This is a genomic window from Rhodococcus sp. 27YEA6 (assembly GCF_044908235.1).
Classification (GTDB): Bacteria; Actinomycetota; Actinomycetes; order Mycobacteriales; family Mycobacteriaceae; genus Rhodococcus_F; species Rhodococcus_F qingshengii.
In genome coordinates this window covers 504,192-524,950 of record NZ_JBIYCY010000002.1, presented here as the reverse complement: position 1 = coordinate 524,950, position 20,759 = coordinate 504,192, and the positions used below count along the sequence as shown (strand labels likewise).

The following is a 20,759-nucleotide window of genomic DNA, read 5'->3' as shown; positions in this document are numbered from 1 at the left end:
GGGCTTAGGCTGATGCCATCTCTCTACTTGCCCATGGTGGGACCTGCTGGTCCCCAGCAAGGAGGCGGCAATGGCTGTCAAGGACGAGCAGGCCGGATCTGGACGGTCGAAGCTGTTTCGAACCAAATCGATCGAGCAGTCCATCAAGGACACCGACGAGCCGGAAACCAAACTCCGGAAAGAACTGAACTCGTGGGATCTCACGGTGTTCGGTGTCGCAGTCGTCATCGGTGCGGGCATCTTCACACTCACGGCTCGGACGGCGGGAAATGTCGCCGGGCCGTCGGTCTCGCTCGCGTTCGTCATTGCCGCCATCGCCTGCGGACTGGCAGCGCTGTGTTACGCCGAATTCGCGTCGACGGTCCCGGTTGCCGGTAGCGCGTACACGTTCTCGTACGCGACATTCGGCGAATTCGTCGCCTGGATCATCGGCTGGGATCTCATCCTCGAATTCGCCTTGGCGTCTTCGGTGGTCGCCAAGGGCTGGTCGCTGTACCTCGGCGAAGTGATGGGCTCACGCAGCCCGATCGTCGAATTGGGGCCGATCTCATTCGACTGGGGTGCGGTGCTGGTGATCGCTGTCATCACGATCCTGCTCGCGACCGGCACAAAACTCTCGTCGAGGGTGTCGCTGGTGATCACGGCGATCAAGGTCGCGGTGGTGTTGCTGGTGATCGTCGTCGGCCTCTTCTACATCGACACCGACAACTACTCGCCGTACATTCCGCCGTCGGAGCCGGGCTCGACGGGAGAGGGCATCCACCAGTCGTTGTTCTCGTACGTGACCGGGGCCGGTGGCAGCACGTTCGGGTGGTACGGATTGCTCGCGGCAGCCAGTCTGGTGTTCTTCGCGTTCATCGGCTTCGACGTCGTCGCCACGACGGCGGAGGAGGCGAAGGAGCCGCAGAAGGCGCTGCCACGCGGCATCCTGGGTTCGCTCTTGATCGTCACGGTTCTGTACGTGGCGGTGACACTGGTGCTGACGGGGATGGTGAAATACACCGAGCTCGAGGGCGATACCTCCAACCTGGCAACGGCATTCGCTTTCCACGACATCACGTGGGCGAAAAACGTCATCTCGTTCGGCGCTTTGGCCGGTCTCACGACAGTGGTGATGGTGCTGATGCTCGGGCAGACCAGGGTGCTCTTCGCGATGGCACGCGACGGTCTGATGCCACGACGCCTGGCACCGACCGGCAAGCACGGAACCCCTGTGCGGATCACGATCTTGGTCGGCGTCGTGGTCGCGGTGCTCGCCGGCGTTTTTCCGATCGGCACCCTCGAGGAAATGGTCAACATCGGCACACTGTTCGCTTTTGTTCTCGTCTCGATCGGGGTTCTCGTGCTCCGTCGGACGCGTCCCGACCTACCTCGCGGATTCAGGGTGCCGCTGGTCCCGCTGGTCCCGATTCTGGCCGTCCTCGCGTGTCTGTGGCTGATGTTCAACCTGTCGGTGGAGACCTGGATGAGGTTCGTGGTCTGGATGGCCCTCGGCGTTGTCATCTATTTTGCCTACAGCAGGCAGCATTCGATGATCGGGAAGCGTGAACGCGGCGAAATCGAGTAAATGTACAAAAATTGTAATTTGTCTATCACTTGTACAAAATCAGTAGTACTGTCTACCTCATAGTGAACTGACTCACAGTTTTCGGGTCGGTCCGAATCGAGGAGGTAGACCGTGTCGACGTACGTGGACTCGCAATCCGGCCAGACGCTCCCGCCCGAGCAGTGGCGTGACAAGAAGAGATACCTCTGGCTGCTCGGCCTCGTGCCGCCGACGGCGGTCTTCATCGCCGTCGGATTGGTCGCGTTGTTCAACAGTCTCGGATGGAATGCGGTCTCGCCGGTGTGGTGGTGGATCGGGCCGCTTCTCGTCTACATCCTGCTCCCGATCCTCGACGTCTTCTTCGGCCCGGACGGCGAGAATCCGCCGGACGAAGTGATGGAGCGCCTCGAGAACGACAAGTACTACCGGTATTGCACCTACATCTACATACCGTTCCAGTTGGTCAGCCTGGTCCTGGCCTGCTACCTCTGGTCGGCGACCGATCTGTCCTGGCTCGGAATCGACGGGGGACTTGGGCTGATCTCCAAGATCGGTCTGGCGATCAGTATCGGTTGTGTCGCAGGAATCGGGATCAACACCGCACACGAGCTCGGTCACAAGAAGGACGATCTCGAACGCTGGTTGTCGAAGATCACTCTGGCGCAGTCGTTTTACGGCCACTTCTACATCGAGCACAATCGTGGACACCACGTGCGCGTCGCCACGCCCGAGGATCCGGCGTCGTCTCGCTTCGGTGAGAGCTTCTGGACCTTCCTGCCGCGCAGTGTGTGGGGATCTCTGCGCTCGTCGTGGTCCCTGGAAAAGGCCAGACTCGATCGACTGGGTAAGAAGCCGTGGACAATTCGCAACGACGTCCTGCATTCGTGGTTGATGTCCGTCGTACTGTTCGGTGTCCTCGTCGCCGTCTTCGGCCTCTCGGTACTGCCGTTCCTGGTGCTGCAGGCCGTGTTCGGATTCTGTCTGCTCGAAACCGTCAACTACCTCGAACATTACGGACTGAAGCGTCGTCGTCTGGACAGCGGGCGGTACGAGCGTGCAGCACCGGAGCACAGTTGGAACAGTGATCACATCTGCACCAACATCTTCCTGTATCACCTCCAGCGTCACAGCGATCATCACGCGAACCCGACGCGTCGTTATCAGACGCTTCGAAGCATGGACGGTGCGCCCAACCTGCCCAGTGGGTACGCGAGCATGATCATCCTCGCCTACGTTCCACCGCTGTGGCGAAAAGTGATGGATCCCAAAGTCCTTGCGCACTACGGCGGCGACATCACCCGCGTCAACGTTCAGCCGTCCAAGCGTGATCGCATCCTTGCTCGGTACGGAGCAGCGTGATGAGCAGCTATCGATGCCCGGTCTGTGAATACGTCTACGACGAATCGAAGGGTGCACCACGAGAAGGGTTTCCGGCGGGCACGCCGTGGGATGCCGTGCCGGACGACTGGTGCTGTCCGGACTGCGGCGTGAGGGAAAAGCTGGACTTCGAGCCGATGCCGGCAACGGCGGGGAGTGAATCATGAACGACTACAAGCTGTATCAGTGCGCGCAATGCGGCTTCGAGTACGACGAGGCAGTCGGCTGGCCGGAGGACGGTATCGAACCGGGCACTCGCTGGGATGACATTCCCGAAGACTGGAGTTGCCCGGACTGCGGGGCGGCGAAGAGCGACTTCTTCATGGTTGAGGTCGAACGACGGTGAGATGCGTCGGCGACGAACGGACCTAGGTGCGGCGGTAGTGTCGTCACCATGACTTCGACGCCCACTCGTCTGCCGCAGAAAGAAGCGTCGCGCCTGCTGCTGCGTACGTCGGTGCTCGATTCGATGCGTGAGTTGTTGACCGAGCGCGACTGGTCCGAGGTGACGCTGACGGTTCTGGCCAAGCATGCCGGTGTGAGTCGTCAGACGCTCTACAACGAGTTCGGCTCGAGGCAAGGGCTTGCCGAGGCGTACGCGCTTCGCCTTGCTGACGGCTTCGTCGACGCGGTGGACGAGGCCATGGTGGCGAACGACGGACGTGCAGTCGAGGCGTTGACGGCGGGTTTCGGATCGTTTTTCGCCTCCAGTGCAACCGACCCGTTGGTGATCTCTCTGCTCACCGGTGAGGCCAAGCCGGACCTGCTTCGCCTGATCACCACCGACAGTGCGGTCATCATCGAGCGCGCGTCGTCGCGGCTTGCGGAGAGTTTCCAGCGAGGGTGGATTCAGGCGTCACCCGCCGACGCCGGAATTCTGGCCAGGGCGATTGCGCGTCTCGGGCTGAGCTACATTTCGATGCCGCCGGAGTCCGAGGCTTCGGTGGCGGAGGATCTGGGCATACTGCTCGGGCCGTTCATCGACGTGGCGCGCGAGGGCCGCGCAGTAGAGGGGCGGGCGGGAGAGGGCGTCTAACCGATAGCCTGGTACACCGATAGGCTTGTGCAGAGTATGCACGTCAACCAGGAGAGGCAGATGACGACCTCAGTTTCAACAACGCCCGTGGCCGAGAGCCGTAACGGCATCGACTTCAAAGTTGCAGATCTTTCGCTCGCGGAGTTCGGTCGCAAGGAAATCCGTCTGGCAGAGCACGAGATGCCCGGCCTCATGGCGCTTCGTCGCGAATACGCAGAGGTGTTGCCGCTCAAGGGCGCTCGCGTTTCCGGCTCGCTGCACATGACCATTCAGACCGCGGTGCTGATCGAGACGCTGACCGCGCTCGGCGCCGAGGTCCGCTGGGCTTCATGCAACATCTTCTCCACGCAGGATCACGCTGCCGCCGCCATCGTCGTCGGTCCGCACGGCACCCCGGAAGAGCCCAAGGGCGTTCCGGTTTTCGCCTGGAAGGGTGAAACCCTCGAAGAGTACTGGTGGGCAGCCGAGCAGATGCTGACCTGGCCGGGTGAGCCTGCCAACATGATTCTCGACGATGGCGGCGACGCCACCATGCTGGTGCTCAAGGGCGCACAGTTCGAGAAGGCCGGCGTCGTCCCGCCGACGGACGACGACCAGGATTCCGACGAGTACAAGGTCTTCCTTGCACTTCTGCGTCAGTCCCTCGAGTCCGACAAGGGCAAGTGGACGGCAATCGCCGAGTCCGTCCAGGGCGTCACCGAGGAGACCACCACGGGCGTTCTGCGCCTGTACCAGGTTGCCGCTGCCGGTGAACTCACGTTCCCCGCTATCAACGTCAACGACTCGGTCACCAAGAGCAAGTTCGACAACAAGTACGGCACGCGCCACTCGCTGCTCGACGGCATCAACCGCGGCACCGACGTTCTGATCGGCGGCAAGGCTGCGCTGGTCTGCGGTTACGGAGACGTCGGCAAGGGTTGTGCCGAGGCACTTCGCGGCCAGGGCGCTCGCGTCGCGGTCACCGAGGTCGACCCCATCAACGCCCTGCAGGCGCTCATGGACGGCTTCGAGGTCAAGACAGTCGAGCAGGCCATCGGCTGGGCCGACATCGTGATCACGTCCACCGGTAACAAGGACATCATCACGTTCGAGCACATGAAGGCCATGAAGCATCAGGCCATCCTGGGCAACATCGGTCACTTCGACAACGAGATCGACATGGCCGGCCTCGAGAAGTCCGGCGACGTCACGCGGATCAACATCAAGCCGCAGGTCGACGAGTTCACGTTCGCCGACGGCCACTCGATCATCGTGCTGTCCGAAGGCCGCCTGCTCAACCTCGGCAACGCGACGGGCCACCCGTCGTTCGTGATGAGCAACAGCTTCTCCAACCAGGTCATCGCGCAGATCGAACTGTGGACGAAGCCGGACGAGTACGACAACGAGGTCTACCGCCTCCCGAAGCACCTCGACGAGAAGGTCGCCAAGATCCACGTCGAGGCACTCGGTGGCACGCTGACCAAGCTCACGAAGGATCAGGCAGAGTACATCGGCGTCGACGTCGAAGGCCCGTACAAGCCCGAGCACTACCGCTACTGACCCGGTGATTCGTCACTGAGGATGTAGCGTCCGCCGTCCCCCGGTCTGCGCAAGCAGGCCGGGGGATAGGCTTGTCCGCCGTGGGAACACTGGTGGCATTGGAAGGCCTCGACGGCGCTGGAAAGCGAACGTTGATCGGCAAAGTGGAGAGCGAACTCCGCCGCGGCGGCACGTCGATCGCGACTCTGGATTTTCCGCGGTACGGGAAGTCGATCCACGCAGATCTTGCTGCCGAGGCACTCAAAGGATCGCACGGAGACCTGGCTGAATCCGTGAACGCGATGGCAGTCCTGTTCGCCCTGGACCGCGCGGGTGCGGCGGATCGGATCTCGGACCTGTTGTCCGCCAACGACATTGTTCTCCTCGACCGCTACGTGGCGTCCAACGCCGCCTACAACGCGGCGCGCGCGCATCAGGGCGTGGACGGCGAGATGGTCGCCTGGGTCCGTGAATTGGAGTTGGGTCGACTCGCTCTTCCCGCTCCCGATCTGCAGTTGTACCTAGACGTACCGGTAGCTCTGGCCGAGCAGCGTGCCCGCTCGCGTGAGGCCGAGGACGCGTCGCGTCAGCTCGACGCCTACGAGCGCGACGGCGGCCTACAGGCCAGAACCGGTGAGCTCTACAAGCAGTTGGCAGCGACGGACTGGGTCTCGCCCTGGTGGATCGTGGGGCCGGAGACGGACCCGGGCGAACTGGCGCGCAGGCTCGCGGATTTCGCGTGATCGGTCACCCTTGCGGCCGGGATTCGAACTTTCCGGCACAGTAGAGGGAAAGACGCGGCACGCCGCACGGCCTCGTAACGGTCTGATTCATCGCTCCGAGATGCAACGATAGGGATATGAAACCAAGGATTCTGGTTGTCGACGACGACACGGCACTCGCCGAGATGCTCACGATCGTGCTGCGTGGTGAGGGTTTCGATCCCTACGTGGTAGGCGACGGAACCCTGGCGCTCGCGGCAGTGCGTGAGACCCGGCCCGACCTCGTCCTGCTCGATCTCATGCTTCCCGGAATGAACGGGATCGACGTATGCCGAGTTCTGCGTGCGGATTCCGGCGTGCCCATCGTGATGTTGACGGCCAAGACCGACACCGTCGACGTCGTACTCGGCCTCGAATCCGGCGCGGACGACTACATCATGAAGCCGTTCAAGCCGAAGGAGCTGGTGGCGCGGGTGCGTGCTCGCCTGCGCCGTACGGAAGAGGAGCCGGCCGAACTGCTGAGCATCGCCGACATCGTGATCGACGTTCCGGCACACAAGGTCAGCCGCGGCAGCGAGCAGATCTCGCTCACACCACTCGAATTCGACCTGCTGGTCGCATTGGCGCGCAAGCCGCGCCAGGTGTTCACCCGTGAAGTCCTCCTCGAGCAGGTGTGGGGATACCGCCACGCCGCCGACACCCGCCTGGTGAACGTGCACGTTCAGCGTTTGCGCGCCAAGGTCGAAACTGATCCCGAGAATCCCGAAGTGGTTCTGACGGTCAGGGGGGTCGGCTACAAGGCCGGACCGCCGTGAGCGGAGTTTCCAGGTGGCGTCGTCGTCTCAACCGACGGCTGACGCCATTTCTGCGGTGGTGTCACTCGATGAGCAACACCCTCGCGCACACGTGGCGACGCTCGCTCCAATTGCGAGTGGTCGTCTCGACTTTGACGTTGTCCTTGATCGTCATCGTCATTCTCGGTGTCGTGCTGACCAGCCAGATCACCGATCGGCTGTTGGAAACGAAGATCACCGCGGCGACCGAGGAAATGGACCGAGCCCGCGGCATCGTCGAAGACCAACTGGCGGGCGTCGACGATTCGACGGCGCTCAACGTTCAATTGGAAAGCGCTGCATCCGGACTGACGAGCCGTCGAAACCAGACCTCGGGCCAGGCCTCCGGGTCGGCCGGCACCTTCGACCCGGTGCTCATCGTGCCAGGGGACGGGCCGCGCCAGCCGACGAGTTCGGGACCGGTCGATCAGATCCCCGACAACCTTCGCGAGTTCGTCAAACGCGGCCAGATCAGTTACCAATTCGCGACGGTGTCCAACCCGAACGGTTACTCCGGACCCGCGCTGATCATCGGTAGCCCCACCGCGTCGTCGATATCGGGACTCGAGCTGTATCTGATCTTCCCGCTCGCCAGCGAAGACCGAAGTCTGTCTCTTGTTCGAAGCACCCTGCTGATCGGTGGAGCCGTGTTGCTGGTGCTCTTGGCGGCGATTTCGCTGTTGGTTGCCAGACAGGTCGTGCTTCCCATCCGATCGGCCTCGCGAATCGCAGTGCGTTTCGCAGACGGCCGACTCAAGGAACGAATGCCGGTCCGCGGCGAGGACGACATGGCGCGCCTGGCCATGTCCTTCAACGAGATGGCCGAGAGTCTGTCCAAACAGATCACCCAGCTGGAGGAGTTCGGCAGTCTCCAGAAACGCTTCACCTCCGATGTCAGCCATGAACTCCGCACACCTCTGACCACGGTCCGGATGGCCGCCGACCTGATCTACGACGGCAGCGAGAACCTCGACCCGATGCTGCGTCGGTCGTCGGAACTGCTTGTCGCCGAGCTGGACAGGTTCGAGGGGCTTCTGGCGGACCTCCTCGAGATCTCCCGCCACGACGCCGGTGTCGCGGAACTCGCATCCGAACAACTCGACGTGCGTATGTGTGCGCGAGCGGCCGTTTCCACGGTTCGCCATCTCGCCCGCGAATCCGGCACCGAACTGATCGTGGACATGCCCGACGAGCCCGTCATGGCAGATGTCGATCCGCGCCGCGTCGAACGCATCCTGCGAAATCTCCTGGCCAACGCCATCGACCACGGTGAGGGGAAGCCGATTCTGCTTCGCCTTCGCGCCGACGACAATGCCCTCGCCTTCATCGTCCGCGACAGTGGCGTCGGGTTGCGTCCGGGCGAGGAGAAGTTGGTCTTCAACCGGTTCTGGCGATCGGACCCGTCCCGCGTGCGCCGCAGTGGCGGCACCGGACTCGGCCTCGCGATCAGCGTCGAAGACGCGAATCTGCACGACGGCAAGCTCGAGGCCTGGGGCGAACCGGGAGTCGGCGCCTGCTTCCGGCTGACGCTCTCGCGCACCCGTGGCAAGAAAGTCGTGTCGAGCCCACTGCCTCTCAAGCCGACGACCACAAAGTTCGTCCGCACGCCGAGCGAAGCCGACATCGTCGCCGATACCGTCGGCGAGGTCACGTCGTCCCTGCCGACTCCGCGCGAATCGGACTCGCGGAACGAGTCCAACGGTGGGGATCGATCATGATCGGAACCCGCCGCCGTCTGGCACTTCTCGCAACAACGCTCAGCGTGCTGTTGCTGACCGGCGCGTGCGCGAGTTTGCCGGAATCCTCTTCGCCGCAGGCAATCGGAACTCTGGCAACCGCTGTGCCCGGAACCTCCGTCGAATCACCGGCCTCGGGGCGAGAGCCGGACCTGCTGGTACGTGACTTCGTCAAGGCGAGTACCGATCCGTCCAACCGGCACGCCGCAGCCCGTCAGTACCTGACCAAGGACGCTTCGGCGCGTTGGGACGACGCGGCAAGTGCTGTCATCGTCGACAAGGTCGATGTGCTCTCGGTTTCTCGAACCAGCACCGAAGCCGTCTACACGATTCGTGTGAACAAGGTCGGTCGCCTCGACCCGGGAGGACTGTACGTTCCCGAAGAGGGCAGCTTCGAAGCGAGGATGACCCTGGCGTTGACCGACGGCGAATGGCGGATCAGTGATCTGCCTCCCGGCGTGATCATGGAGCGTCCGCAGTTCCTCGGCGCTTACCAGCGGAAGTCGTTGTTCTTCCTCGACCCCACCAGCCAGACGGTCGTCCCCGATCTTCGCTGGATCTCCGGCGGGCAGGACCAGGTGGCGGCTCAGCTGATCGGTCTGATGATCGACGGACCGAAGGCAGCGCTGGCGCCGGCTGTGCGAAACGAACTGGGCAATGGCGTGTCGGTGATCGGTCCGATCACCAAGGCCGACGGTAAGCCGGGACAGGTCGGAGTCGGTCTCGGTGGTGTGCGCATCAACTTCCGCCTTGACAACCCGATGGATGCTGCTACTCGCGGTTTGTTTGCAGCACAGGTCATTTGGACGCTCGCCAACGCCGATGTGGCAGGGCCGTACGTTCTGGAGATCGACGGCGAACCGCTGGACGCGGCTCATGCCGACGGCTGGACCACCGCCGACGTCGCATCCACCAACCCACTGGCCACCACGAGTGCAACCGTCGGACTGCATGCACTGCGCAACGGTTCACTGGTGAGTGTCACCGAGCAAGAGGCGACTCCGGTGCCCGGTTTCGCGGGCAATGCGGGCAACCTCACGGCGGCTGCTCTCTCACGGGACGGCAAGTTGGTGGCAGCCGTCGCGGACACCGCTCGGCCGGATCCCGGCACAAGATTCGACTTGTCGCTCGGGACATACGGCGAAGGGTCCGTTCCGGTACTCGAAGGCAGCGCCATCACCAGGCCTTCGTGGGAGTTGGACAACAACGCGGTCTGGACGGCTGTGAACGGCAATACCGTCGTTCGGGTCGTCCGTGAACCAGGCACCGGCCGGGTGTCGGTCACCAACGTCGACGTCGGGGCCCTGACGTCGGTCGGTTCCACGATCTCGGAACTGCGTCTGTCGCGGGACGGCGTGCGAGCGGCGATGATCATCGACGGCAAGGTCTACCTGGCTGTGGTCGTGCGCACCGCCAGCGGGGTCTACGCCCTGACGAGTCCACGCGCAGTGGCCTCCGGCTTGGGCAGTACCGCGCTCTCACTCGACTGGAGCAACAGCGACACCATCGTGATCGCGCGCAGTGGAGCCGACATACCGGTCGTCCAGGTCGCGATCGACGGCTCACGGATGGACGCGCTGCCGAGTGGAAACCTGACCGCTCCCGTCACCTCCGTGGATGCATCGCCGACCACCGAGTACGTCGCCGACGCGCGTGCGGTGTTCCAACTGAACAACAACGACCCCGCCGGGGATCGCCGCTGGCGTGAGGTGACCGTGCTGACCGGACAGAAGGCGATTCCGGTTCTGCCTGGCTGACGTCTCTGCGCTCTGGTGAATGTCTGCGCTCTGATGCATGTCGGTGCTCAGGTTCATGATTCGGCCATGGGGGACAAGAAATTCGGTGCCGGTCTGCTCGACCTGCTGTTGCCACGCGAGTGTGGTGGGTGTGGCCGCTCGGGGACTCTGTGGTGCGGTGAGTGCGCGGAACTGCTGCGCGATCATCCGCTTCAACTGAGTCCGCGCGTGGATCCGGGCGTGCCCGTCTGGGCACTCGGCCGCTACGACGGCCCCAGGCGACGCAGTGTGATCGAGATGAAGGAACGGGGTCGTCGGGACCTCGCGATGCCTCTGGGGATCGCTGTGGCCGACGCGTTGGCCACTCTGGAACGGTGGGGCGAGCTCGGCAGCGGGGGTCGTCCGCCGATCGTGCTGGTGCCGGCTCCCACGCGCGCCCGAGCGGCGCGATCTCGCGGGGGTGATCCGGTTCGCCGGATAGCCGAAAGTATGCGCGGAAAGCGGGAAATTGGTTCTGTCGCGGGTCGTCCGGTACGTGTCTGTCCGATTCTCCGGATGACGCGAGGTGTACGTGACTCGGTGGGACTGTCCGCGGCCGACCGGGTGACCAACGTGAACGGTCATGTGTCTCTCGACACCACTGCGATCTCTTCGATTGCCGGGGACAGTGACATCGTCCTGCTCGACGACGTCCTCACCACGGGAGCGACTGCGGCAGAGTCGGTTCGGGCCCTCTCGCTCAGTGGGATTCGGACAACTCTCGTGCTTGTCCTTGCAGGGGCTTAGATGAATTTCGTTGGAACAGTGGCACTCGCGCGCGTTACGTACTAGCGTCGGCGGCACACCCGAAAATACTGGTAGGAGGTGGTACTTCGATACTGGTGCCGGGCGGATCCCCTCTCGGTACTTGCAGAATTTGCCGCCGCCCACCGTGGGGCGGGGCCGTAATTGGGAGGTACGAGTGACGACCCCTTCGCAAGCCTCGTTTTTCATCGAGGACGCCACCATCGAGCGTTCCGAGAATGCCGCAGCTCCGAGATCCGACATCGTAGTCAAGGGACGAAATGTCGAGATCCCCGATCACTTCCGAATCTACGTTTCGGAAAAGCTGGCGCGACTCGAACACTTCGACCCCTCCATATTCCACTTCGACGTGGAACTCCAACATGAACGCAACCGACGACAGGCCAAGAGTTGCCAGCGCGTCGAGATCACCGCTCGAGGTAAAGGCCCGGTGGCCCGAGCCGAAGCGTCCGCAGACAGCTTCTACGCCGCCTTCGAATCGGTGATCGACAAGCTCGAGAGTCGCCTCCGTCGAACCAAGGACCGCAAGAAGGTCCATTACGGCGACAAGCGACCGGTGTCCGTCGCGGAGGCAACCGCCTCCCTCGTCGACGCAGACTCACTCGGAGTCACACCGGACATTTCGCTGAACGGTCAAGAGCCGGACGAGTACGACGGCCCGGGACGCGTGGTCCGCACGAAGGATCACCCGGCCGAGCCGATGACCATCGACGACGCTCTCTACGAGATGGAACTGGTCGGACACGACTTCTTTCTCTTCCATGACAAGGAGTCGGACAAGCCGTCCGTCGTCTACCGTCGTCACGCTTTCGACTACGGATTGATCCGCCTGACATGACCCAATCGGTGGTGGGTTTGCTCGCTCGCCGCCGGTAGCGCCTACCATGGAATCCGGCCGGAGTTTTCGGACCCCGGCCGGATTTTCAGTGTGTGACCCCCTGTCGCCGAAGATTGAGGACGAAGAAGACTGTGCCGTCGCTGTCGCTATCGAAGCTGCTCCGTGTTGGTGAAGGTCGCATGGTCAAGCGGCTCAAGCACATCGCCGAGCATGTGGAATCTCTGTCGCCCGATGTCGAAGGCCTGACAGACGAGCAACTCAAAGCCAAGACCACCGAGTTCCGTGAGCGCTATGCCGCCGGGGAAACTCTCGACGAGTTGCTGCCCGAGGCATTCTCGGTTGCCCGCGAGGCGTCGTGGCGCGTGATCGACCAGAAGCATTTTCACGTGCAGATCATGGGCGGCGCGGCCCTGCACTTCGGCAACGTCGCCGAGATGAAGACCGGTGAGGGCAAGACCCTGACCTGTGTTCTTCCGGCATACCTGAACGCGATCGCGGGTGACGGCGTCCACGTGGTGACGGTCAACGACTACCTCGCCAAGCGTGACTCCGAGTGGATGGGCCGCGTTCACCGCGCCCTCGGCCTCGAGACCAGTGTGATTCTCTCGGGCATGACGCCGGCCGAGCGCCGCGTCGCCTACGCAGCCGACATCACGTACGGCACCAACAACGAGTTCGGCTTCGACTACCTGCGCGACAACATGACGCATTCGTTGGACGACCTGGTCCAGCGTGGCCATGCGTTTGCCATCGTGGACGAGGTCGACTCGATCCTCATCGACGAAGCCCGAACCCCCCTCATCATCTCGGGCCCGGCCGACGGCTCCAGCAAGTGGTACAGCGAGTTCGCGCGCATCGCGCCGCTGCTGAAGAAGGACGTTCACTACGAGGTCGACATCCGCAAGCGCACCATCGGTGTGCACGAGGCGGGCGTCGAACTGGTCGAGGACCAGCTCGGTATCGACAACCTGTACGAAGCCGCGAATTCGCCGCTGGTGAGCTACTTGAACAACGCGATCAAGGCCAAGGAGCTCTACACCAAGGACAAGGACTACATCGTCCGCGACGGTGAGGTCATCATCGTCGACGAGTTCACCGGCCGCGTGCTGGTCGGCCGCCGCTACAACGAGGGCATGCACCAGGCGATCGAGGCCAAGGAGAAGGTGGAGATCAAGGCGGAGAACCAGACCCTTGCCACCATCACCCTGCAGAACTACTTCCGTCTGTACGACAAGTTGTCGGGCATGACGGGTACCGCCGAGACGGAAGCTGCCGAGCTTCACCAGACTTACACGCTCGGTGTGATCCCGATCCCGACCAACCGTCCGATGGTCCGAGTCGACAACGGCGACCTCATCTACAAGACCGAGGAAGCCAAGTTCGACGCGGTGGTCGACGACGTCGTCGAGCGCCACGAGAACGGCCAGCCCGTCCTGATCGGTACCACCAGCGTCGAGCGCTCGGAGTACTTGTCCAAGCAGTTCACCAAGCGCGGCGTTGCCCACAACGTCCTCAACGCCAAGTTCCACGAGAAGGAAGCGACCATCATCGCCGAGGCCGGTCGCTCCGGCGCGGTCACCGTCGCGACCAACATGGCCGGCCGCGGTACCGACGTCGTGCTCGGTGGTAACCCGGACATCATCGCGGACATCGCGCTGCGCAAGAAGGGCCTCGACCCGGTCACGACGCCGGACGAGTACGAGGCAGCCTGGGACGCAGTCCTGGACGAGGTCAAGGCTGAGGTCAAGGCAGACGCCGAGAAGGTCCGCGATGCCGGCGGCCTGTACGTCCTGGGCACCGAGCGTCACGAATCGCGCCGAATCGACAATCAGTTGCGTGGTCGTTCCGGACGTCAGGGTGATCCCGGCGAATCGCGGTTCTACCTTTCGCTCGGTGACGAGCTCATGCGCCGCTTCAACGGTTCGGCACTCGAGTCGATCATGACGCGCCTGAACCTGCCCGACGACGTCCCGATCGAAGCCAAAATGGTCTCGAAGGCCATCAAGAGCGCTCAGACCCAGGTGGAGCAGCAGAACTTCGAAATTCGCAAGAATGTCCTCAAGTACGACGAGGTCATGAACCAGCAGCGAACGGTCATCTACAAGGAGCGCCGCCAGATCCTCGAGGGTGAGGACATGGAAGGCCAGGTCGAGCAGATGATCACTGACGTGGTCACCGCCTACGTCGACGGTGCCACCGCTGAGGGATACGTCGAGGACTGGGATCTCGAGCAGCTGTGGACGGCGCTGAAGACGCTGTACCCGGTCGGCATCGATCACAAGACGTTGGCCGGGGAGGACGGCGCAGGCATCAACAGTGACCTGAGCCGTGACGACCTGCGAACCGCTTTGCTCGAAGACGCCCACGCGGCGTACAAGAAGCGCGAAGCCGAGATCGATGCGATCGCCGGCGAAAACGGTATGCGTGAACTCGAGCGTCGTGTCTTCCTCTCGGTCCTGGACCGTAAGTGGCGTGAGCATCTCTACGAGATGGATTACCTCAAGGAGGGAATCGGTCTGCGTGCGATGGCCCAGCGCGATCCGCTGGTCGAGTACCAGCGCGAGGGTTACGACATGTTCATCGGCATGCTCGACGGATTGAAGGAAGAGTCCGTCGGATTCCTCTTCAACCTGCAGGTCGAGGCAGCTCCGGCGCAGCCCGCAAGTGGAATTTCCGTCACCGCGGGCTCTGCCGCCGCGGCGTCCGCCACGGCGCCCAAGCCGCTCCCCACGCAGGAAGCCGCGGCCAGGACAGCCGGAACTGCCGCCCCGACGGCGTTGCGCGCCAAGGGACTTGACGACGAAGGTCCGTCGCGTCTGACGTACACCGGCCCGGACGAGGACGGCAAGGCAAAGGCAACACGTGACTCGGCTGCCGACACCGGCGACGGTGCCGCCTCTCGTCGCGAACGTCGTGAAGCCGCACGGACGCAGTCGAAGAGCAATCGAGCTCCGAAGTCCAAGCGCAAGCGCTGAGGTATTAGCGCAGTCAGTACTCGGCAGGCTGGACGGTCACACCACGTGTAGTGCGGTGACCGTCCAGCCTGTTTCGTCTGTGTGGTCGATCCGGCCTGCGACGGCAAAAGTCTGCGTGCCTCGTGTGTACGTCGCACAGACTTCGGCGGTACTCTCCGACACTGCTTGAACGTGGGTGCGGTGAACGGCCGCGCCGCCCAGCTTCCGGGCCGAGAAATCCGAAGTGTAAAGTCTCGCAACAACTTCCAGGACGGACGGCGTCAACACGCCCTTGAGTTGCCGTGGATTTCGTCGTCGGTCGACGGTTTCGAGAACCAGACGTAGTGATCGGTTCCAGAAGATGTCGGCACCTACCAGCCGCGGTTCCGGAGCGTGAGTGAACCCGGTACTGGGCGACGTTCCGTTGTGTGGCGTCTTTCGCGGGCGACGCAGCATCCGGTCTGTTCGGCACTGCGTTCGGTCTGGCCGGCACTGTGGCCGCGACAGCACGACGGTATGCGGGTGAGGCTCGAATTGCGGCGCCGGCTCGAGAACGATCTTGCAGTCCTGCTCCATGACATCCCCCCGGATGATCCTGCGTCCGAGACAGCTGTCTCGGACTTCGCTCCCCCGAGCGATGGTGAGAAGCATGACACGAATCGCTCGAGATGTCGCCGTGATCACCATCGCGACTTAGGGTGATGGCGTGCGGGGACTTCTGTTGGATGTCGGTGGCGTGCTGTTCGGTCCGGGATCGGATCTCGACGGCTTGAGCGCGGTCGTGCGCGCGGTGAAGGCCCGCGGAATCGTGACGGGAATCGTCAGCAACGATCCCGGCGGCGCCAGTGCTCAGTGGTTGCGGGATCTCGGCGACGGGGTCTTGGTCGACGACGTGATCTTGTCCGGTGATGTCGAGATGGCAAAGCCCGACGCCGAGATCTATCTGTTGGCAGCGAGTCGTTTGGGCGTCGAGCCGGAGGATTTCGTTTTCGTGGATGATCTCGAAATCAACGTCCGGGCGGCGGTGGCCGTCGGGATGGTCGGGGTCCATCATGTCGGCTCGGAATCGACCATCGAGGAGTTGTCGATTCTGTTCGATCTCGGCGAAGGAGGGGACACGAAGCCATGGTGAACAGACTGACGACTCAGGATGCCGCTTTCTACTTCCTCGAAGCCGGGACGACGCCGATGCATGTCGGCTCGTTGGGGATCTTCAGGCAACTGCGAAACGGGATCGATCACGAGGAATTGCTTCGACTGGTCGAAGAGCGGCTCGGATCGGTTCCGCGTTACCGCCAGCGAGTGCGTGAGGTGGCGTTCGGTCTGGCCCGCCCGGTATGGGTGGACGACTCGGATTTCGACATCACTTATCACGTTCGCCGATCTGCTCTGCCCAAACCGGGTTCCGACGAACAGCTGATGGATCTGATCGCGCGGCTGACGTCGAGACCACTCGACAGCACGAGGCCGTTGTGGGAGATGTACCTGGTCGAGGGGCTGACCAGAAACAGATTTGCCATCTTCACGAAGTCTCATTCGTCGTTGGTGGACGGCGAGGCGGCTCCAGAGATCAGTCAGGTGATCTTCGATCCGGAGAAGAATCGAGCGCCAGGCCCCGAAGAATTGTGGATGCCCGCCAGGCCGCCGAGCGATACCAGCTTGTTGGTCAGTGCACTGGCGGATCTCGTGACGAGCCCGGGGGAGGGGATCGCACGGGCGCGTGCAGCGTTCAACGACGTGACCACGTCCGTCACCGAGGCTGTGAGTGCACTCGGGAAACTCGCGGAAGTGGTTCGAACGGCGACGCAGGTAGCCCCGTCGAGCCCGCTCAACGCCACCATTTCGCGCAATCGACGCCTTGCGGTGGCCAAGACGTCTCTGGAGGACTATCGACGCATTCGTGCGCGGTACGGGTGCGAGATCAACGACGTGATTCTGACCGTCATCGCAGGTGCGATGCGGAACTGGTTGCTCTCGCGCGGTGAACCGGTGACCGAGGCGACCATCGTGCGAGCGATGGTGCCCATGTCGGTCTACACCGACGGCCCGGAGAGTCCTGACGTCGACGATCCGCAAGCGCCCGGACATGTTTCCTCGTTCCTCATCGACCTGCCTGTCGGTGAACCCAACGCGGTGGTTCGGCTCTCGCACGTGGCCCATGCGACGGAGGCATTCGCGCGTCAGGGTCGGCGGGTCACCGCGCAGACGATGGTGCGAATGTCCGGGTTTGCGCCGGCGACGCTGCATGCGATGAGCTCCCGCGCGGCCAGTAGTCTGTCGCAGCGAATGTTCAACTTGATGATCACCAATGCGCCAGGGCCGCAATTTCCGCTTTACCTCGGTGGTGCTCGGATGCTCGAGATGTATCCCGTGTCGCCACTGCTCAAGAATCAGACACTCAGCATCGCCCTGACGTCGTACGACGGAAATGTCTACTACGGTTTGAATGCCGACCGTGACGCGATGTCGGACGTCGACGTCGTTCGTTCGCTGATCTTCGAGTCACTCGAGGAATTGACGGATGCGAGTCGGTGACGAACGAGCATGAAGGTGGTCTCATGAGGGTGTACGTACCGGCGACGGTCGAGATTTTGCAGCAGTTGGTCGCAGATCAGGAGTTCGACCCGATGAGCCGGACGGCTTTTGCGGTCACCCCGACTCTGCGTGAGTCGTACGCGGCGGGGGACGACGACGAGTTGGCCGAGGTCGCCATGGGTGAGGCTGCGCGTGCGTCGCTGCGACTGATCGCCGGAACCGAGGGTGACGTCACCTTCCGGCGTGCTGTCGTTGCCGCCGACGTCGACGATGCCGATGTGAAGTTACGGCCCGATCTCGACGATTCGGTAGTCCGATTGGCGGGTCCTGTCACGATGGCTCAGGTTGCATCTGTGCATGTCGACCTCGAACAGGCAGAATCGGACATCGAGCGCGCTGCTGGCATAGTCGACGCGGCGGATCTCGGTGACGCCGATGCCGAGTTCACGCTCGGTGACGCGGAGGACCACGAGTTGGCGTGGTACGCCGCGCAGGAGTTGCCGTTCTTGCTCGACCTGCTGTGAATGTGCTTACCGTGAAGTAACCTACGGTACCGTAACCTGATAACCTACGGTACCGTAGGCAGTGGGTTCGGAAGGTGAGAGGTGGAGGTCTGATGGGTCTGAAGGACTGGATCGAGGCACCGGCAGCGTCGGTAGTTCCGGCAGCGCGGTCGAAGCTCAATCTGCTTCGCGGTGCGGCGGCTCGGCTGACCACACCATTGCTTCCCGACGACTATCTTCACCTCGCGAATCCGTTGTGGTCCGCGCGCGAGCTGCGTGGTCAGATCGTCGAAGTCCGGCCCGAGACCACGGACTCGGCGACCATCGTCATCAAGCCGGGTTGGGGATTCGACTTCAACTACCAGCCGGGGCAGTACATCGGCATCGGTCTGCATATCGACGGCCGTTGGCATTGGCGGTCGTACTCACTTACCTCGCCTCCCAACTGGGAGAACAAGCGCATTTCCATCGCGGTCAAGGCCATGCCCGAGGGCTTTCTCTCGAGCCACCTCGTCAGCGGGGCCGTGCCGTCGGGAACCATCGTTCGACTGGCCACGCCTTCGGGCAACTTCGCGTTGCCGGATCCGCCACCGGAGAAGATCCTGTTCATCACTGCCGGCAGTGGCATCACTCCGGTCATGGGCATGTTGCGGACGATGAACCGGCGCGGTCAATTGCCCGACGTCATGCACATCCACTCGGCTCCGACGGAATCCGACGTGATGTTCGCCGACGAACTCACAGCACTGCACGCCGAGCACGAGGACTTCGTGAGCCACGTTCAACTCACGCGACGTGACGGAAAGTTCAAACTCAGTTCTCTCGACACGGTCTGCCCCGACTGGCGCGAGCGCCACACCTGGGCGTGCGGACCCCTTCCGTTGCTCGATGAGCTCGAAGACGTCTGGAAGGCGGAAGGCATCGAGGATCGACTCCACATGGAGCGGTTCGCCGTATCGCGCATCGACGCTTCGGCCGACGGTGGCACGGTCACGTTCGAGAAGTCGGGTAAGACGATCACCGTCGACGGTGCGACGACGCTTCTGGAGGCAGGCGAGCAGTCCGGTGCCTTGATGCCGTTCGGTTGCCGCATGGGCATCTGCCAGACGTGTGTCGTACCTCTCGTTGCCGGCCACGCGATCGATCTACGCTCGGGGAAACAGCACGCGGAGGGCGAGCGCATCCAGACGTGCATCTCCGCCGCCGCCGGCGACTGTACGCTGGACGCATAGCTTCTAGGCACACGGAGGACCACGGTGGCCATCACCGATATCAAAGAGTTTTCGCACCTCACCGAGGCCGATGTCGAAGCTCTCGGACGTGAACTCGATCAGATTCGACTCGACATCGAAGACTCTCGTGGGATCCGGGACGCCCGCTACATTCGTCGCGTCATTCGCGTCCAGCGGGCGTTGGAGCTCGGCGGGCGTATCGCATTGTTCGGCAGTCGGTACCGACCGGCATGGTTGGTCGGCACGACCCTGCTGAGCCTGTCGAAGATCATCGAGAACATGGAGCTCGGGCATAACGTCATGCACGGGCAATGGGACTGGATGAACGATCCCGAGATTCACTCCGTCTCGTGGGAGTGGGATCAGACCGGTCCTTCCGAGCATTGGAAGCGCGCCCACAACTACCAGCACCACACGTACACCAACGTCGTCGGCATGGACGAGGATCTCGGTTTCGGGATTCTGCGTATGACTCGTGACGAGCCGTGGAAGCCGATCAACCTCTTCCAGCCGATCGCCAACGTGATCTTGGCGGCCACGTTCGAGTGGGGCATCGCGCTGCACGACCTCACGGCGGCAGCCGAGTTGGAGGGCGCGGAAAAGGGGCAGCTGAACTCGCAGGCGAACAAAGACTTCGCGCGCAAGATCTTTCGTCAGGTGGGCAAGGACTTCATCTTGTTCCCGGCGCTGACGGGGCCGGCGTGGAAGTCGACCATGTCGGCCAATGCGACCGCGAACCTCGTGCGCAACCTGTGGGCGTACGTCGTCATCTTCTGTGGCCACTTCCCGGACGGTGCCGAGAAGTTCACGGTTGCCGAATTCGAGCAGGAGACTCGTCACGAGTGGTACCTGCGCCAGATGCTCGGTAGCGCGAACTTCAATTCCGGCAAGCTCATGGGACTCATGAGCGGCAATCTGAGCTACCAGATCGAGCATCACGTGTTTCCCGATCTGCCGAGCAACCGCTATCCCGAAATCGCTGTGAAGATGCGTGCATTGTGCGAGAAGTTCGATCTCCCGTACACCACCGGTTCGCTCTTCAAGCAGTATCTTCTGGCTCTGCGCACCATCCACAAGTTGGCTTTGCCGGACAAGTGGCTGACCGCAACCTCGGACAATGCTCCGGAAACGTCTTCGGAACTGCGGTTCCGCGACTCGGGATTCCGGGACGCAGCCATGGCGATGGTCGAGGACCTTCGTACCGATCCGATCACCGGTAAGCGTCTCGGTTTGTTGACCGCACTCAAGTCACAGGCCCGTTCCCGCATGCCGAAGCGTCGGAAGTGATATAGGTTACATCGGGAAAAACCTAACCTACGGTGCCGTAAGTTACGCTACAGTAGGTGCAGTTGATCTGAACGATTCGAATCGATGATCGTTCTGCACTTA

At 62.6% G+C, this 20,759-nt stretch carries 19 protein-coding genes; 18 read left to right on the top strand and 1 reads right to left on the bottom strand.

Annotation, left to right across the window (positions count from 1 at the left end; genetic code table 11):
• The first annotated feature begins 70 nt into the window (after positions 1 to 70).
• From ABH939_RS08870 to secA, 13 genes are all read left to right on the top strand, one after another.
• The gene (locus tag ABH939_RS08870) at positions 71 to 1,567 is read left to right on the top strand and encodes an amino acid permease (RefSeq protein ID WP_007731185.1); all 1,497 of its coding nucleotides are present in this window, start codon (positions 71 to 73) and stop codon (positions 1,565 to 1,567) included.
• 111 nt (positions 1,568 to 1,678) lie between these two features.
• The gene (locus ABH939_RS08865; protein ID WP_166502047.1) at positions 1,679 to 2,905 is read left to right on the top strand and encodes an alkane 1-monooxygenase; all 1,227 of its coding nucleotides are present in this window, start codon (positions 1,679 to 1,681) and stop codon (positions 2,903 to 2,905) included.
• Positions 2,905 to 3,090, top strand: coding sequence for a rubredoxin (locus tag ABH939_RS08860; RefSeq protein ID WP_003940827.1), 186 nt, complete (start codon positions 2,905 to 2,907; stop codon positions 3,088 to 3,090). The genes ABH939_RS08865 and ABH939_RS08860 overlap by 1 nt, the downstream gene beginning before the upstream one ends.
• Positions 3,087 to 3,269: a rubredoxin gene (locus ABH939_RS08855; protein ID WP_003940894.1), complete on the top strand. Its 183-nt coding sequence runs from the start codon at positions 3,087 to 3,089 to the stop codon at positions 3,267 to 3,269. Before ABH939_RS08860 ends, ABH939_RS08855 begins: the two co-directional genes overlap by 4 nt.
• Positions 3,270 to 3,317: 48 nt before the next feature.
• Entirely contained in the window at positions 3,318 to 3,959 is a 642-nt protein-coding gene (locus ABH939_RS08850; RefSeq protein WP_003941024.1) for a TetR family transcriptional regulator, read from the top strand.
• Positions 3,960 to 4,019: 60 nt separating this feature from the next.
• Positions 4,020 to 5,498: an adenosylhomocysteinase gene (gene ahcY / locus ABH939_RS08845; RefSeq protein WP_003940766.1), complete on the top strand. Its 1,479-nt coding sequence runs from the start codon at positions 4,020 to 4,022 to the stop codon at positions 5,496 to 5,498.
• An 80-nt stretch (positions 5,499 to 5,578) separates the two neighbouring features.
• On the top strand, positions 5,579 to 6,220 hold the full coding sequence (locus ABH939_RS08840) for a dTMP kinase (RefSeq protein ID WP_007731190.1): 642 nt from the start codon (positions 5,579 to 5,581) through the stop codon (positions 6,218 to 6,220).
• A gap of 116 nt (positions 6,221 to 6,336) precedes the next feature.
• Positions 6,337 to 7,014 carry an MtrAB system response regulator MtrA gene (gene mtrA, locus ABH939_RS08835; protein ID WP_003941013.1) on the top strand — a complete coding sequence of 226 codons (678 nt, stop codon included), beginning with the start codon at positions 6,337 to 6,339 and terminating at the stop codon, positions 7,012 to 7,014.
• Complete coding sequence (gene mtrB, locus ABH939_RS08830; RefSeq protein WP_019747781.1) at positions 7,011 to 8,750, top strand: MtrAB system histidine kinase MtrB; 1,740 nt, start codon at positions 7,011 to 7,013, stop codon at positions 8,748 to 8,750. Before mtrA ends, mtrB begins: the two co-directional genes overlap by 4 nt.
• A complete protein-coding gene (gene lpqB, locus ABH939_RS08825) occupies positions 8,747 to 10,525 on the top strand; it encodes an MtrAB system accessory lipoprotein LpqB (RefSeq protein ID WP_003940768.1) in 1,779 nt (592 codons plus the stop codon). The genes mtrB and lpqB overlap by 4 nt, the downstream gene beginning before the upstream one ends.
• Positions 10,526 to 10,558: 33 nt before the next feature.
• The gene (locus ABH939_RS08820) at positions 10,559 to 11,290 is read left to right on the top strand and encodes a ComF family protein (RefSeq protein WP_003940811.1); all 732 of its coding nucleotides are present in this window, start codon (positions 10,559 to 10,561) and stop codon (positions 11,288 to 11,290) included.
• Positions 11,291 to 11,465: 175 nt separating this feature from the next.
• Positions 11,466 to 12,146: a ribosome hibernation-promoting factor, HPF/YfiA family gene (gene hpf, locus ABH939_RS08815; RefSeq protein WP_075832854.1), complete on the top strand. Its 681-nt coding sequence runs from the start codon at positions 11,466 to 11,468 to the stop codon at positions 12,144 to 12,146.
• A 131-nt stretch (positions 12,147 to 12,277) separates the two neighbouring features.
• Positions 12,278 to 15,121: a preprotein translocase subunit SecA gene (gene secA, locus ABH939_RS08810; protein ID WP_007731191.1), complete on the top strand. Its 2,844-nt coding sequence runs from the start codon at positions 12,278 to 12,280 to the stop codon at positions 15,119 to 15,121.
• A gap of 36 nt (positions 15,122 to 15,157) precedes the next feature.
• Here secA and ABH939_RS08805 read toward each other — a convergent pair whose 3' ends face one another.
• Positions 15,158 to 15,676: an Rv3235 family protein gene (locus ABH939_RS08805; protein ID WP_228402140.1), complete on the bottom strand. Its 519-nt coding sequence runs from the start codon at positions 15,674 to 15,676 to the stop codon at positions 15,158 to 15,160.
• Between the two features lie 130 nt (positions 15,677 to 15,806).
• On the opposite strand from ABH939_RS08805, the gene ABH939_RS08800 reads away from it, so the two are divergent.
• The 5 genes from ABH939_RS08800 to ABH939_RS08780 all read left to right on the top strand — a co-directional run bounded on the left by ABH939_RS08800 (position 15,807) and on the right by ABH939_RS08780 (position 20,657).
• Positions 15,807 to 16,232 (top strand): HAD-IA family hydrolase, encoded by a 426-nt coding sequence (locus ABH939_RS08800; protein WP_003940859.1) that lies wholly within the window; start codon positions 15,807 to 15,809, stop codon positions 16,230 to 16,232.
• Positions 16,226 to 17,635 (top strand): wax ester/triacylglycerol synthase family O-acyltransferase, encoded by a 1,410-nt coding sequence (locus ABH939_RS08795; RefSeq protein ID WP_007731194.1) that lies wholly within the window; start codon positions 16,226 to 16,228, stop codon positions 17,633 to 17,635. Before ABH939_RS08800 ends, ABH939_RS08795 begins: the two co-directional genes overlap by 7 nt.
• 23 nt (positions 17,636 to 17,658) lie before the next feature.
• Positions 17,659 to 18,159, top strand: a complete 501-nt coding sequence (locus tag ABH939_RS08790; protein ID WP_030535010.1) for a DUF6912 family protein — start codon at positions 17,659 to 17,661, stop codon at positions 18,157 to 18,159.
• A 92-nt stretch (positions 18,160 to 18,251) separates the two neighbouring features.
• The gene (locus ABH939_RS08785) at positions 18,252 to 19,370 is read left to right on the top strand and encodes a ferredoxin reductase (RefSeq protein ID WP_003940928.1); all 1,119 of its coding nucleotides are present in this window, start codon (positions 18,252 to 18,254) and stop codon (positions 19,368 to 19,370) included.
• A 24-nt stretch (positions 19,371 to 19,394) separates the two neighbouring features.
• Positions 19,395 to 20,657 carry an acyl-CoA desaturase gene (locus tag ABH939_RS08780; protein ID WP_003940901.1) on the top strand — a complete coding sequence of 421 codons (1,263 nt, stop codon included), beginning with the start codon at positions 19,395 to 19,397 and terminating at the stop codon, positions 20,655 to 20,657.
• The last annotated feature ends 102 nt before the right edge of the window (positions 20,658 to 20,759 follow it).

Excerpts from the sequence above, each read along its gene's own strand:
- ABH939_RS08850 (WP_003941024.1), top strand. The coding sequence starts at position 3,318 with ATGACTTCGACGCCCACTCGTCTGCCGCAGAAAGAAGCGTCGCGCCTG.
- ABH939_RS08785 (WP_003940928.1), top strand. The coding sequence starts at position 18,252 with ATGGGTCTGAAGGACTGGATCGAGGCACCGGCAGCGTCGGTAGTTCCG.
- ABH939_RS08820 (WP_003940811.1), top strand. The coding sequence starts at position 10,559 with ATGCATGTCGGTGCTCAGGTTCATGATTCGGCCATGGGGGACAAGAAA.
- ABH939_RS08855 (WP_003940894.1), top strand. The coding sequence starts at position 3,087 with ATGAACGACTACAAGCTGTATCAGTGCGCGCAATGCGGCTTCGAGTAC.
- ABH939_RS08870 (WP_007731185.1), top strand. The coding sequence starts at position 71 with ATGGCTGTCAAGGACGAGCAGGCCGGATCTGGACGGTCGAAGCTGTTT.
- ABH939_RS08860 (WP_003940827.1), top strand. The coding sequence starts at position 2,905 with ATGAGCAGCTATCGATGCCCGGTCTGTGAATACGTCTACGACGAATCG.
- mtrA (WP_003941013.1), top strand. The coding sequence starts at position 6,337 with ATGAAACCAAGGATTCTGGTTGTCGACGACGACACGGCACTCGCCGAG.
- ABH939_RS08790 (WP_030535010.1), top strand. The coding sequence starts at position 17,659 with ATGAGGGTGTACGTACCGGCGACGGTCGAGATTTTGCAGCAGTTGGTC.
- lpqB (WP_003940768.1), top strand. The coding sequence starts at position 8,747 with ATGATCGGAACCCGCCGCCGTCTGGCACTTCTCGCAACAACGCTCAGC.
- ahcY (WP_003940766.1), top strand. The coding sequence starts at position 4,020 with ATGACGACCTCAGTTTCAACAACGCCCGTGGCCGAGAGCCGTAACGGC.
- ABH939_RS08795 (WP_007731194.1), top strand. The coding sequence starts at position 16,226 with ATGGTGAACAGACTGACGACTCAGGATGCCGCTTTCTACTTCCTCGAA.
- ABH939_RS08805 (WP_228402140.1), bottom strand. The coding sequence starts at position 15,676 with ATGGAGCAGGACTGCAAGATCGTTCTCGAGCCGGCGCCGCAATTCGAG.